The sequence below is a fragment of the Pseudomonas sp. FW305-3-2-15-C-LB1 genome (assembly GCF_058787615.1).
On sequence record NZ_JBYSZX010000021.1, the window covers coordinates 46785 to 60735 of the forward strand.

13 protein-coding genes and 2 tRNA genes are annotated in these 13951 nt (G+C 58.2%); 1 reads left to right on the forward strand and 14 read right to left on the reverse strand.

Features of this window, described 5'->3' with window-relative positions; translation table 11 throughout:
- Positions 1–22: 22 nt before the first annotated feature.
- The 9 genes from rimP to rlmE all read right to left on the reverse strand — a co-directional run bounded on the left by rimP (position 23) and on the right by rlmE (position 7088).
- Entirely contained in the window at positions 23–481 is a 459-nt protein-coding gene (gene rimP, locus AC3WP7_RS27105; RefSeq protein ID WP_003235029.1) for a ribosome maturation factor RimP, read from the reverse strand.
- Positions 482–621: 140 nt separating this feature from the next.
- Positions 622–698: transfer RNA gene (locus AC3WP7_RS27110), tRNA-Met, on the reverse strand.
- A 96-nt stretch (positions 699–794) separates the two neighbouring features.
- Positions 795–880 (reverse strand) — tRNA-Leu (locus tag AC3WP7_RS27115).
- A 22-nt stretch (positions 881–902) separates the two neighbouring features.
- A complete protein-coding gene (secG, locus tag AC3WP7_RS27120; RefSeq protein WP_003194191.1) occupies positions 903–1286 on the reverse strand; it encodes a preprotein translocase subunit SecG in 384 nt (127 codons plus the stop codon).
- 4 nt (positions 1287–1290) lie between these two features.
- A complete protein-coding gene (gene tpiA / locus AC3WP7_RS27125; RefSeq protein ID WP_058427650.1) occupies positions 1291–2046 on the reverse strand; it encodes a triose-phosphate isomerase in 756 nt (251 codons plus the stop codon).
- A 66-nt stretch (positions 2047–2112) separates the two neighbouring features.
- Complete coding sequence (glmM, locus tag AC3WP7_RS27130) at positions 2113–3450, reverse strand: phosphoglucosamine mutase (RefSeq protein ID WP_093125940.1); 1338 nt, start codon at positions 3448–3450, stop codon at positions 2113–2115.
- 16 nt (positions 3451–3466) lie between these two features.
- Positions 3467–4318, reverse strand: a complete 852-nt coding sequence (folP, locus tag AC3WP7_RS27135; RefSeq protein ID WP_071489995.1) for a dihydropteroate synthase — start codon at positions 4316–4318, stop codon at positions 3467–3469.
- An 8-nt stretch (positions 4319–4326) separates the two neighbouring features.
- Positions 4327–6237 (reverse strand): ATP-dependent zinc metalloprotease FtsH, encoded by a 1911-nt coding sequence (ftsH, locus tag AC3WP7_RS27140; RefSeq protein ID WP_058427653.1) that lies wholly within the window; start codon positions 6235–6237, stop codon positions 4327–4329.
- A gap of 200 nt (positions 6238–6437) precedes the next feature.
- Positions 6438–7088: a 23S rRNA (uridine(2552)-2'-O)-methyltransferase RlmE gene (gene rlmE / locus AC3WP7_RS27145; protein ID WP_010206606.1), complete on the reverse strand. Its 651-nt coding sequence runs from the start codon at positions 7086–7088 to the stop codon at positions 6438–6440.
- 106 nt (positions 7089–7194) lie between these two features.
- Here rlmE and yhbY point away from each other — a divergent pair, with 106 nt between their 5' ends.
- The gene (gene yhbY, locus AC3WP7_RS27150; RefSeq protein ID WP_028617972.1) at positions 7195–7503 is read left to right on the forward strand and encodes a ribosome assembly RNA-binding protein YhbY; all 309 of its coding nucleotides are present in this window, start codon (positions 7195–7197) and stop codon (positions 7501–7503) included.
- A gap of 9 nt (positions 7504–7512) precedes the next feature.
- On the opposite strand, the gene AC3WP7_RS27155 is transcribed toward yhbY, so the two are convergent.
- The 5 genes from AC3WP7_RS27155 to dapB form a co-directional block, all read right to left on the reverse strand.
- On the reverse strand, positions 7513–7917 hold the full coding sequence (locus tag AC3WP7_RS27155; RefSeq protein ID WP_071489994.1) for an MFS transporter: 405 nt from the start codon (positions 7915–7917) through the stop codon (positions 7513–7515).
- 28 nt (positions 7918–7945) lie between these two features.
- A complete protein-coding gene (greA, locus tag AC3WP7_RS27160; protein ID WP_060752268.1) occupies positions 7946–8422 on the reverse strand; it encodes a transcription elongation factor GreA in 477 nt (158 codons plus the stop codon).
- Entirely contained in the window at positions 8419–11640 is a 3222-nt protein-coding gene (gene carB / locus AC3WP7_RS27165; RefSeq protein ID WP_010206612.1) for a carbamoyl-phosphate synthase large subunit, read from the reverse strand. The genes greA and carB overlap by 4 nt, the downstream gene beginning before the upstream one ends.
- Before the next feature lie 105 nt (positions 11641–11745).
- Positions 11746–12882 carry a glutamine-hydrolyzing carbamoyl-phosphate synthase small subunit gene (carA, locus tag AC3WP7_RS27170; RefSeq protein ID WP_071489993.1) on the reverse strand — a complete coding sequence of 379 codons (1137 nt, stop codon included), beginning with the start codon at positions 12880–12882 and terminating at the stop codon, positions 11746–11748.
- A 259-nt stretch (positions 12883–13141) separates the two neighbouring features.
- The gene (gene dapB / locus AC3WP7_RS27175) at positions 13142–13948 is read right to left on the reverse strand and encodes a 4-hydroxy-tetrahydrodipicolinate reductase (RefSeq protein WP_092248366.1); all 807 of its coding nucleotides are present in this window, start codon (positions 13946–13948) and stop codon (positions 13142–13144) included.
- Positions 13949–13951 lie beyond the last annotated feature (3 nt).

A 13951-nucleotide genomic window follows, 5' to 3' on the forward strand; every position in this document is an offset into this window, starting at 1 on the left:
TTGGATCCGCGGGATCCGCGTCTCAGTCAAAACTGGGAATAATGTTGGCCTTGTCGATCATATCGATCGGCAACAGGAATTCATGGTCTTCTACCTGCACCACGACATCCTGTTCTTCTACACCGCGCAGAAGGCCCTGAAAGTTGCGTCGCCCTTCAAAGGGAGATCGCAGCTTGATCTTCACTTGTTCACCGGCAAATTTTGCAAACTGATCAATAGTGAACAGTGGGCGTTCCATGCCTGGCGAGGAAACTTCGAGGGTGTATTCAACGGAGATCGGATCTTCAACATCCAGCACACCGCTGATCTGCCGGCTGACAATGGCACAATCGTCCACCAGCACGCCGCCCTCTTTATCGATATAAACGCGCAACATTGAGTGGCGACCTTGAGCCGAAAACTCAATACCCCAGCATTCATAGCCTAGGGCCACGACCACCGGGGCCAACAAGGCCTGCAACTCTTCTAGCTTGCTCGACACCTGAACCCCCTCGTGCATGTATGTGCATGCTGTGCAAAATAAAAAAATGGGCGAAACGCCCATCCTTGAAACGCCGTCGAACAGCGGCGTTGAAAGTGTCCAGCTAACAAAAAGCCCCTTAAAAGGGGCTCCGCTAAAACTGGTTGCGGGGGCCGGATTTGAACCGACGACCTTCGGGTTATGAGCCCGACGAGCTACCAGACTGCTCCACCCCGCGACAAAGCTGGGGCGGAAGTATACGACCGATCCCTTACAGGGTCAATGTAACCTTCCACCTACAAGAAAGCCCGCAACAGCGGGCTCTCCTGACAATTGGTACCGAGAAGGGGACTCGAACCCCTACACCCTATGGGCACAACCACCTCAAGGTTGCGTGTCTACCAATTCCACCACCTCGGCAATACAGCGTTTACAACCCTTCTTACTTCTGCTCTTGAGCTGGAGGCACGTCAGTCGCTGGAGTAGCCGACTTTTGCTCTTGAAGCACCGGGACATCATCAGAAGCCGGTTTTGCTTTTGGTACTTCCAACACTGCTGGGTTCGGGAGACCTACTTGAGTCAGCACATGAGCTTTCTCTTTAGCAAAGTAACCTAACCCCAAGCTGGTTATGAAGAAACCGGCGGCAAGTATAGCAGTAAACTTACTAAGAAAGGTAGAGGAACCTTGGCTTCCGAACACAGTATTTGAAGCACCTGCACCGAAAGACGCACCAGCATCCGCACCTTTACCCTGTTGCAGCAAAACCAGAGCAACTACGCTCAGAGCAGCCAACAGATGAAAAACGACTACGACTGTTTCCAGCATTTTTTCAGTTTCCCGCGGCGCGACAGATCGCACCGAACTCATCTGCATTCAGGGAAGCTCCACCAATGAGCCCCCCATCGATATCCGGCATGCCGAACAGTTCGACCGCATTGGCCGCCTTCACGCTGCCGCCGTATAGAAGACGCACACCTTGTGCGACTTCAGAATTCTCTGCCGCCAACTGCGCGCGGATGGCTGCGTGCACATCCTGCGCTTGTTGCGGTGTAGCAGTCAGCCCGGTACCAATGGCCCAGACCGGCTCGTAAGCGATTACTGCCTTTGCAAACGCACCAACACCCAACTCCTCGATGATGCTGCCCAGCTGACGCGAGACAACTTCAAGAGTCTTGCCCGATTCGCGCTGCTCCAGGGTTTCCCCTATGCACAACACCGGAATCAAGCCACAAGCCTGTGCTGCTGCGAACTTGCGATTGAGTGTTCCATCACGCTCGCCCATCATCTGACGGCGCTCGGAGTGCCCGACAAGCACATAGGAACAACCCGCATCGACCAACTGGCTCGGTGCAATCTCACCGGTCAATGCGCCTTGCATGGCTTCCACCGCAGAATTCTGCGCGCCGACCTGGATCGACTTGCCCTTCAAGCCATCAACCACTTGGGTGATATGCAAGCAAGGCGGGAAAACCGCGACATCAACACCGCTCGGCAAGGCCAAGTGACGAAGGCCATTGATCAGCTCAGCGACACTGGCGCGGGTACCGTGCATCTTCCAGTTACCAGCTACCATAGTGCGACGCATGCTGTACCTCGTCGGTCAAAGTGGGCGCAGATGTTACCCAACCACATCATCACTGGCAAGCCGAATTCAGGCGCAAACTTCAGTTACCAGTTTTGCCAGGTCTTCGGCATGGCCGCGAACCTGTGTTTCGTCATCACCTTCGACCATGACACGCACCAACGGCTCTGTGCCGGACTTGCGCAACAACACACGGCCACGCCCCTCCATTGCCAGGGTTACACGCTCACATGCCTCTTTGACAGCCGGATGCTCAATAGGATTTGAGCCGCCCGCAAAACGCACGTTCAGCAATACTTGCGGGCACTTGCGCACGGCCTGGCGCGCCTGGGCCAGACTTTCTTCACGACGCTTCATGGCCATAAGCACCTGCAGCGCAGCAATGATCGCATCGCCTGTCGTGGTGTGCTGGAAGCAGACTACGTGTCCGGAATTCTCACCACCTACCTGCCAGTTGCGCTCAAGCAGTTCCGCGATCACATAGCGGTCACCGACATTGGCACGCACGAACGGAATACCCAGATCCGCCAGGGCCAGTTCAAGCCCCAGGTTACTCATCAGCGTACCGACGACACCGCCCTGCAGCTTGTTACGCTCGTGCAGGTCGCGAGCAATGATGAACAGGAGGTCATCACCATCAACAATGACACCCGTGTGATCCACCATCAGTACACGATCACCATCACCATCAAAGGCAATACCCAGGTCGGCATGCCCGGCAAGTACAGCGGCCTGCAACTGCTCCATATGGGTGGAGCCGCAGTTCTCGTTGATGTTCAACCCGTTAGGCTGGGCCGACAGCACTGTCACGTCTGCGCCCAACTCCTTGAATACGCTCGGCGCCACCTTGTAGGTCGCACCATGGGCGCAATCGACCACAATCTTCAGGCCGGCAAAATTGGTGCTGCTTGGCACGCTGCTTTTGCAGAACTCAATGTATCGGCCGGAGGCGTCGTTGATACGCGACACCTTGCCAAGCTTGCTGGACTCAACCACCGTCATCGGCGCATCCAGGAGCTCTTCGATCATCAACTCGATCTCGTCCGGCAGCTTGGTGCCCTGACCCGAGAAGAACTTGATGCCGTTGTCATCATGAGGATTATGCGAAGCACTGATCACGATACCGGCTTCAGCGTGAAAGGTGCGCGTCAGGTAAGCGATGGCCGGCGTCGGCATCGGCCCCAGCAGCATCACATCGGCACCCGCAGCAGACAACCCCGCCTCCAGCGCCGACTCGAACATGTAACCCGAAATCCGAGTGTCCTTGCCCACCAGGATGCGGCACGCGCCCATGCTGCGGAACGCCATACCTGCGGCCCAGCCGAGCTTGAGCATGAAATCAGGAGTAATCGGAAACTCGCCGACCCGACCGCGAATACCGTCGGTGCCAAAATATTTTTTAGTCATAAGTGCTCCATCATTCTTATTCGGCTGATTCTACCGCGGCAATCATACGCACCACATCCACCGTCTCGGCAACATCATGCACCCGCAAGATACGCGCACCCTTGGTGACTGCAAGCGCCGCCAGTGCAAGACCACCGTACAGTCGCTCACCCACCGGGCGATTCAGCGCAAGCCCTATCATGCTCTTGCGCGAAACGCCGACCAGAAGAGGCCGACCAAGGGCATGCAAGGACTCCATATGCTTGAACAGACTTAGATTGTGCTGCAGGGTCTTGGCAAAGCCGAAACCGGGATCGAGGACGATCTTTTCCACAGCAATCCCGGCGGCAACGCAGTGCGCAACCCGCTCGGCAAGAAATCCACTCACCTCACCAACAAGATCATCATAGTGAGGACTGTCCTGCATATTGCTCGGCTCACCCAGCATATGCATCAGACACACCGGCAAACCGGTGGCCGCTGCCGCATCAAGCGCACCGTCACGCTGAAGGGAGCGGACATCGTTAATCATTCCCGCCCCCAGGCGTGCAGTTTCGCGCATTACCGCCGGGGTTGATGTATCAACCGAGATGATCACGTCCAGTTCACGCGCAATGCGTTCAACTATTGGCGCGACCCTCTCCAGCTCCTCCAAGGGAGAAACCAGTCGAGCACCAGGCCGAGTCGACTCACCGCCGACATCAATCAGGGTCGCTCCCGCCGCCACCATGGCCTCTGCATGACGCAATGCAGCATCGCGCTGACTGAAGCGGCCGCCATCAGAGAAAGAGTCGGGGGTTACATTGAGAATGCCCATGACATGCGTATGGGCCAAATCAAGAACCCGGTTGCCGCAAGGCAACCGGGTGGAGGACAACACAGAAGTCATTTCAAACCTTAGACGTCAGCTGCCGGGCCGCCAATCGGGGTTTCAGGGCGTTCATTCTGAACCACGGGTGGAGTGCCAGAGGTGCCAGAACCGCCTTCCCAATCGCGAGGTTCACGCGGCGTGCGGCCGGCCATGATGTCGTCGATCTGGTCGGCATCAATGGTCTCGTACTTCATCAGCGCATCCGCCATGGCATCCAGCTTGTCGCGGTTATCCGTGAGAATCTGCTTGGCCGTGCCGTAGCACTGGTCAATGATGCTGCGCACCTCGGAGTCGATCAGCTTGGCTGTCTCACCGGAGAAGCTGGCGTTTTGACCACCACCGCCACGCCCCAGGAACACTTCGCCTTCTTCTTCGGCATACATCAGCGGACCGAGTTTTTCCGACAAGCCCCACTTGGTCACCATGTTCCGTGCAATCTGGCTGGCACGCATGATGTCGTTGGAAGCGCCGGTGGTGACGCCATCGAAGCCAAGGGTCATCTCTTCGGCAATCCGACCACCGTACAGCGAGCAGATCTGACTGATCAGTGCGCGCTTGGACAGGCTGTAACGGTCTTCTTCCGGCAGGAACATCGTGACACCCAGCGCCCGACCACGCGGGATGATCGACACTTTGTAGACCGGGTCGTGCTCAGGCACAACACGACCGACAATGGCGTGACCGGCTTCGTGATAAGCGGTGTTCTGCTTCTCTTTCTCGGACATGACCATGGACTTGCGCTCGGCGCCCATCATGATCTTGTCCTTGGCCAATTCGAACTCTTTCATCTCCACGATACGCTTGCCGGTACGGGCAGCGAACAACGAGGCCTCGTTGACCAGGTTGGCCAGGTCGGCACCGGAGAAGCCAGGAGTACCACGGGCAATCACGGCCGGAGCCACATCATCACCCATTGGCACTTTGCGCATGTGTACTTTCAGGATCTGTTCGCGACCACGGATATCCGGCAAGCCCACCACAACCTGACGGTCGAAGCGGCCTGGACGCAGCAATGCAGGGTCCAGCACGTCCGGACGGTTGGTAGCAGCGATCACAATGATGCCGTCGTTCATTTCAAAGCCGTCCATCTCAACCAGCAACTGGTTGAGGGTCTGCTCACGTTCATCATGACCGCCGCCCATGCCGGCGCCACGATGGCGACCGACGGCGTCGATTTCATCGATGAAGATGATGCAAGGCGCATGTTTCTTAGCCTGCTCGAACATGTCACGAACACGGCTGGCGCCCACACCGACGAACATCTCGACAAAGTCGGAACCGGAAATGGTGAAGAACGGCACCTTGGCTTCGCCGGCAATCGCCTTGGCCAGCAAAGTTTTACCGGTACCCGGAGGGCCAACCATCAGCACACCACGAGGAATGCGGCCGCCCAATCGCTGGAACTTGCCCGGATCGCGCAGGAACTCGACCAGCTCGCCCACTTCTTCCTTGGCTTCGTCGCAACCGGCAACGTCAGCCAGCGTGGTTTTCACCTGGTCTTCGGAGAGCAGGCGTGCCTTGCTCTTGCCGAAACTCATCGGTCCGCCCTTGCCTCCCGCACCACCTTGCATCTGGCGCATGAAGAACATGAACACCGCGATGATCACCAGGATCGGGAAGCTGGCTACCAGCAACTGGGTCCAGATGCTCTGCTGCTCAGGCTGCTTGCCTTCGACGACCACGTGGTTATCCACCAGATCACCGATCAGACCGTTGTCCTGGATGGCCGGACGAATGGTCTTGAAGCTGTCGCCATCGTTGCGTTTGCCGGTGATCACGTAGCCATCAACCGCTACGCGCTCGACCTTGCCATCCTTAACTTGCTGGATGAAGTCGGAATAGTTGAGGGTCTGCGGCTCGTTAGGGCTGGAGAAGTTGTTCATCACCGTCACCAGGACAGCCGCGATGATCAACCACAGGATCAGATTCTTTGCCATATCGTTCAATTAACTACCCTCTGAAGCAAGCTCCGCTACTGGCGCGCGCTTCGCATGATATTCACCGGCCTAACTTACTACATTACCTACAACACTGGCAGGCGCCGTCTGTAACCCTTTGTGAAACTTTGACTACACAATATTCGTAAAGCTTCGTGACGAAAGCGATATAAAAAAACCTATCGACTCCCTTCAAACCCTCAAAGACGCTCATCACTGGCGGCGCCTTCGATGCCACGGAACCCCCGCGCCAGCAGATACTGCTCGCGAGACCGGTCACGCGAGGAGTCCGGCTTACGCATTTGCACCTTGTCGAACAGCTTGCGAATGTTCTTGTGGTACTCGTCGAAGCCTTCACCCTGGAAGACCTTGACCAGGAAATCACCACCCGGACGCAATACCCGACCCGCCAGATCCAGCGCCAACTCGCACAGGAACATGGCTCGCGGCATATCAACAGCCGGTAATCCACTCATATTGGGGGCCATGTCGGAAATCACAAGGTCCACCTGCGAATTTCCGACGGCTTCCAGGATTTCGGCCAGGACCGCGTCCTGGGTAAAGTCCCCGTGCACGAACGTCACATCCGGGATGCTGTCCATCTCCAGGATGTCAGAAGCGATCAACCGGCCTTGCCCACCAATCAGACGACTGGCCACCTGGGACCAGCCACCCGGGGCGGCACCCAGGTCGATCACGCTCATGCCTGGGCGGAACAATTTGTCCTTGTCCTGGAGTTCCAGCAACTTGTAGCTGGCCCGGGACCGGTAACCGTCCTTTTGCGCCTTTTTGACGTAAGGATCGTTGAAATGTTCTTGTAGCCACTTAAGGCTGGTTTTGGAACGGGCCACGGGCCACCTCGAAAAATAAAACGGGTCGTGATTAACTGGGCGGTCCCGGACTCGCTCGGGTAAACTGGCCGCCGCTTTTTACAAGATCAGACGCAGGGGTCAGATTATGCCGCTCACTCAAGAGCAGAAGAAACAGTACAAATCCATTGGCCACCATCTGAAACCAGTTCTGATTGTGGCAGATAACGGTTTGACTGAAGGTGTGTTAGCCGAATTCGAACGTGCGCTGAACGATCATGAACTGATCAAGATCAAGGTCAACATCCTTGATCGCGAAGCTCGCCTGGCTGCTATTGCAGAACTGTGCAAGGCAGGCAAAGCGGACCTGGTCCAGGTCATCGGCAAGATGGCGCTGCTGTATCGCAAGAACTTCAGCGTCAACAAGCAACTGTCGAACGTACACCGCTTCAAGTAATAAAAAGGGTCACGGGCGTGCTTCGCGCGCCCCGCCACTCCATCCCGGTGCAGGCTGTAAAACCAGCACCAGGCCGGAGAACCCTAGCACAAGATAGCTGAATAGCTGCCAGCGCAACGCTTCCGGCAACCAGACATGCACCACGCAAAACATTGCGCATGCATACAGCGCCATCAACAGCAGTTGCCCGCGAATATCCCGCCACAAACTCCCCAAGCCCTCGGCCTTGACCAGCACCAATACCTGGAGCGTCACGCACGCCGCCGCAAAACCCACCAGCAGCGCACTGAGTAGTCCATCGATCTCGTCGATCAGCAGCGGTGCCAGGCCAATCAGGCCCAGCGCTGGCAACACACCGATATGCAACAACCACAGGCCGCCCACCCAAAGCATCTGGGAGAGCTGCCAAAGCATGGCGCCCGCACGAAGCGGGCGCCGTCTTTCAGATGTGACGAACTTCAACAATCTCGTACTCGATCACACCGCTCGGCGTTTTCACAGCGACCACATCACCCTCTTCCTTGGCGATCAAGGCGCGGGCAATCGGAGACCCCACAGAGATCTTGCCTTGCTTGATGTCGGCCTCGTCCTCTCCCACGATGTGGTAGGTCACGCTTTCATCGGTCTCGACATTGGCGATTTCGACGGTCGTACCGAAGATCACCTTGCCCGTATGAGGAATGGTGGTCACATCGATGACCACCGAGTTCTGCAGACGGCCTTCGATGTCACGGATCCGCGCTTCGACCATACCTTGCTGCTCGCGGGCAGCGTGGTATTCGGCGTTTTCCTTCAGGTCACCCAGTTCGCGGGCCGTCCCGATGTCCTGGCTAAGCTTCGGACGGACGACCTTGGTCAGGTGGGCGTGCTCCTCTTCCAGGGCCTTGAAGCCCTGGACGGTCATTGGGTATTTGGTCATGCCTTCAATCCTGCGTGTAGATCCTGCAAGCGACGCACGGTCTTTTCCGGACCGAACTTGAGCGCTTCACAGATGGCTTCGCCAGCAGCAATGGTGGTGGTGCAGTAGATCTTGTGCTGCAAGGCGTTACGACGAATAGAGTAGGAATCCGCGATCGACTGGCGACCTTCGGTGGTGTTGATGATCAGGGTGACTTCGTCATTCTTGATCATGTCGACCACGTGCGGACGGCCTTCCGTCACCTTGTTCACGCGACGCACTTTGAGGCCGGCAGCTTCGATCAGCTTGGCGGTCCCGGCAGTGGCCACGACTTCGAAGCCCAAGTTGATCAGATCGCGGGCCACGCCTGCAACCAGTGGCTTGTCGTCATCACGCACACTGATAAACGCAGTACCGCCGGTCGGCAGCACTTCGCTGGCGCCCATCTGGGCCTTGGCAAACGCCTCACCAAAGGTATCGCCAACGCCCATTACTTCACCGGTCGACTTCATCTCTGGGCCCAGGATCGGGTCCACGCCAGGGAATTTGGCGAATGGGAACACCGCCTCTTTCACACTGTAGAAGTTCGGAATGATTTCCTTGGTAAAGCCGATTTCCTTCAGGGTCTTACCAGCCATCACGCGGGCAGCGATCATGGCCAGGGACACACCGATGCACTTGGAAACAAACGGCACGGTACGCGAAGCACGCGGGTTGACCTCGATCACGTAGATGTCTTCGCCTTGCAACGCCAGCTGCACGTTCATCAGGCCGACAACACCCAGCTCCAGGGCCATTTTCTTGACCTGTTCGCGCATTTCGTCCTGGATGTGCGCCGGCAGCGAGTACGGCGGCAGCGAGCAAGCGGAGTCACCGGAGTGAACGCCCGCCTGTTCGATGTGCTGCATGATCGCGCCGATCACCACGTCGGTACCGTCGCACACCGCGTCCACGTCCATCTCGATGGCACAGTTGAGGAAGTGGTCCAGCAGCACCGGGCTGTCGTTGGATACTTTCACCGCGTCACGCAGGTAACGCTTGAGCTCTTCTTCTTCGTAGACGATTTCCATCGCACGACCGCCCAGCACGTAGGACGGACGCACCACCAGCGGGTAGCCGATCTTGCTGGCGGCACGGATGGCTTCGTCTTCGCTGCGCACAGTGGCGTTTGGCGGCTGACGCAGGTTCAGGCGCTCAACCATTTGCTGGAAGCGCTCGCGGTCTTCTGCACGGTCGATAGCGTCCGGGCTGGTACCAATGATCGGCACGCCGGCCGCTTCCAGGGCACGCGCCAGTTTCAGCGGAGTTTGCCCGCCGTACTGGACGATCACACCTTTCGGCTTCTCGACGCGCACGATTTCCAGCACGTCTTCCAGGGTCACAGGCTCAAAGTACAGACGATCGGAGGTGTCGTAGTCAGTAGAAACAGTTTCCGGGTTGCAGTTGACCATGATGGTCTCGTAGCCATCTTCGCGCAGGGCGAGGGCAGCGTGGACACAGCAGTAATCGAACTCGATACCCTGGCCGATGCGGTTCGGACCGCCGCCCAGGATCATGATCTTGTCGCGACCCGACGGTGCGGCTTCGCACTCTTCCTCATAGGTGGAGTACAGGTACGCGGTGTCGGTGGAGAACTCGGCCGCGCAGGTGTCAACACGCTTGTAGACCGGGAAGATCTCCAGCTTGTGGCGATGGGTACGCAGGTTCTTCTCGGTCACACCCAGCAGTTTGGCCAGACGCTGATCAGAGAAACCTTTGCGCTTGAGGCGGAACATCATGTCGCGGTCGATGCTGGCCAGCCCCAGGGTCTTGACCTTCTCTTCTTCCTTGATCAGATCTTCGATCTGCACCAGGAACCACGGGTCGATCATGTTCATGCCGAAGATGTCTTCAACGGTCATGCCGGCACGGAACGCGTCCGCCACGTACCAGATGCGCTCGGCGCCCGGCACGGTCAGCTCACGCTTGAGCACGCTCATGCTTTCCGGGTTGCTCAGGTCGAGTTTCTCGTCCAGGCCGCAAACGCCCACTTCCAGGCCGCGCAGGGCTTTCTGCAGGGATTCCTGGAAGGTACGGCCGATGGCCATGACCTCACCGACAGACTTCATCTGGGTGGTCAGGCGCGCATCAGCCTTGGCGAATTTTTCGAAGGCAAAACGCGGCAGCTTGGTGACGACGTAGTCGATGGAAGGCTCGAAGGACGCCGGGGTCTTGCCGCCAGTGATGTCGTTCGACAGCTCGTCCAGGGTGTAACCCACGGCCAGCTTGGCCGCGACCTTGGCGATCGGGAAGCCGGTGGCTTTCGAAGCCAGGGCCGACGAACGGGATACGCGCGGGTTCATCTCGATCACGACCATGCGGCCAGTGTTCGGGCAGATACCGAACTGAACGTTGGAGCCGCCGGTTTCCACGCCGATCTCGCGCAATACCGCCAGGGAGGCGTTACGCAGGATCTGGTATTCCTTGTCGGTCAGGGTCTGTGCCGGAGCCACGGTGATCGAGTCACCGGTGTGCACACCCATCGGGTCGAAGTTTTCGATGGAGCAGACGATGATGCAGTTGTCCTTTTTATCGCGGACAACCTCCATCTCGTATTCTTTCCAGCCGATCAGGGATTCGTCGATCAGCAGCTCTTTGGTCGGCGACAGGTCCAGGCCGCGGGCGCAGATTTCTTCGAACTCTTCACGGTTGTAAGCAATACCGCCACCGGTGCCGCCCATGGTGAACGACGGACGAATGATGCACGGGAAGCCCAGGGTCTCGAGGACCGCATTGGCTTCTTCCATGCTGTGGGCGATACCGGAACGCGGGCAGGCCAGGCCGATGGACTTCATGGCCTTGTCGAAGCGCGAACGGTCCTCAGCCTTGTCGATGGTGTCGGCATTGGCGCCGATCATCTCTACGCCGAACTTTTCCAGGACGCCTTCGCGCTCCAGGTCCAGGGCGCAGTTCAGTGCGGTCTGGCCACCCATGGTCGGCAGCAGCGCGTCCGGACGCTCTTTCTCGATGATCTTGGCAACGGTCTGCCACTTGATCGGCTCGATGTAGGTGGCGTCGGCCATGGCCGGGTCGGTCATGATGGTGGCCGGGTTGGAGTTCACCAGGATGACGCGGTAGCCCTCCTCGCGCAGGGCCTTACAGGCCTGGGCGCCGGAGTAGTCGAATTCACAGGCCTGGCCGATCACGATCGGGCCAGCGCCGAGAATCAGGATGCTTTTTATGTCTGTACGTTTTGGCATGGGTTTGTCACTCAAATCCGCAGGTCAGTCGGCAAGCCGTCTTGAACAATCTTTGAAGAGCCTGCGGGGGCCACCGACATCCGGGGCCGCCCGCAGGCCGCTCAGTCAGCGTCGCTTGGCCATCTCATTGATGAAACGGTCGAACAGCGGCGCTACGTCGTTAGGGCCCGGGCTGGCTTCAGGGTGGCCCTGGAAGCTGAACGCGCTCTTGTCGGTGCGCTCGATACCCTGCAGGGAACCGTCGAACAGCGACTTGTGAATGGCGCGCACGTTGCTCGGCAGGGTGGCTTCATCTACCGCAAAACCGTGGTTCTGGCTGGTGATCATCACAACGCCGGTATCCAGGTCTTGTACCGGGTGGTTGGCGCCGTGGTGGCCATGACCCATTTTCAGGGTCTTGGCGCCGGAGGCCAGGGCCAGCAATTGGTGACCGAGGCAGATACCGAACACCGGAATCTCGGTTTCCAGCACTTCCTTGATCGCCTGGATGGCGTAGTCGCATGGCTCAGGGTCACCCGGGCCATTGGACAGGAACACGCCGTCCGGTTGCAGGGCGAGCACGTCGCTTGCCGGAGTTTGCGCCGGAACTACGGTCACGCGGCAACCGCGCTCCACCAGCATGCGCAGGATGTTGTACTTCACGCCGTAGTCGTAGGCCACTACGTGGTAAGGCAGGTCCGCGGCTTCGATGGTCGCGTGGCTGTCGGTCTTCAAGTCCCAGACCGTGGAGCGCCATTCGTACTTCTCTTTGACGCTGACGACTTTCGCCAGGTCCATGCCCTTCAGGCCAGGGAAACCTTGGGCTGCGGCAATCGCCGCCTCTTCGGAAATATTGTCACCGACCATGATGCAGCCGTTCTGCGACCCCTTCTCACGCAGGATGCGCGTGAGGCGGCGCGTGTCGATACCCGCGATCGCCACAACATTGTTGGCCTTCAGGTAATCGGACAGCGACATCGTGTTACGCCAATTGCTCGCAACCAGAGGCAGGTCACGAATCACCAGACCGGCCGACCAGACACGATCAGACTCGACGTCTTCCGGTGTAGTACCGGTGTTGCCGATGTGCGGATAGGTCAAGGTAACGATCTGTTGGGCGTAGGAAGGATCGGTAAGGATTTCCTGATAGCCGGTCATGGCAGTGTTAAACACTACCTCTCCAACGGTCTGACCGTCGGCTCCAATGGCTTCGCCGCGAAAAATGCTGCCATCAGCAAGGGCGAGTATGGCTGGCTTAGTCAAGAAGACCTCCCGTAAATAAAGCCTGAAAGGGCGATCGCAGGTTGTAAAAAAGCGGAGTGACGTATGGACACGTCACCCCGCTTCTTCACTGAATTATTCTGCGCGCTTTTAGTGGACACACTAAAGCTGTAGCTTACAGAAAAAGGCTTTTTTGGTCCACCGCTAATGAGCCTTAAAGGCAGGGGAATGCGACAGGGCGTCGCTCAGCGGGTAAAAACGGGGCCTAAGCATAAGCTTGAGGCCCCGCTTTAGCTACTGCTTAGTGCAGATCCAGCACATCGCGCATGTCGTAAAGACCCGCTTCGCGACCTTCCAACCAGAGTGCTGCACGCACCGCACCCTTGGCAAACGTCATGCGACTGGACGCTTTGTGCGTGATTTCCAGGCGCTCGCCCTCAGTGGCGAACAACACGGTGTGATCACCCACCACATCCCCCCCGCGCACCGTTGCAAAGCCGATGGTGTCACGCGCACGCGCGCCGGTATGGCCTTCGCGGCCGTATACCGCCACTTTCGACAGGTCGCGACCCAGCGCATCAGCGATCGCCTCGCCCATGCGCAGCGCGGTGCCCGACGGCGCATCGATCTTGTGGCGATGATGGGTCTCGATGATTTCGATATCCGCCTCGTCCCCCAGCACGCGCGCTGCCAGATCAAGCAACTTGAGCGACAGGTTCACGCCCACGCTGAAGTTGGCCGCGAAGACGATAGGAATATCCTTGCCCGCCTCCACCAGCAACTGCTTCTGCTCAACCGTCAAACCGGTGGTACCGATCACCATCGCCTTGCCCGCCTTGCGGCAGAACGCCAGGTTTTTCAGCATCACTTCCGGCAGGGTGAAGTCGATAAGTACGTCGAACTCGTCAGCCACCTGCTCCAGGTTGCCCGACAACGAAACGCCGATGCGCCCCAGCGAAGCCAGCTCACCGGCATCCGCGCCGATCAACGTGCTGCCCGGGCGGACGATCGCCGCCGTCAGCCCGGAGGCCGGCGAGCGTTGCTGCACCGCCTCGACCAGCGTCTTGCCCATGCGCCCGGCAGCGCCCATTACGGCTATACGTCGCATATT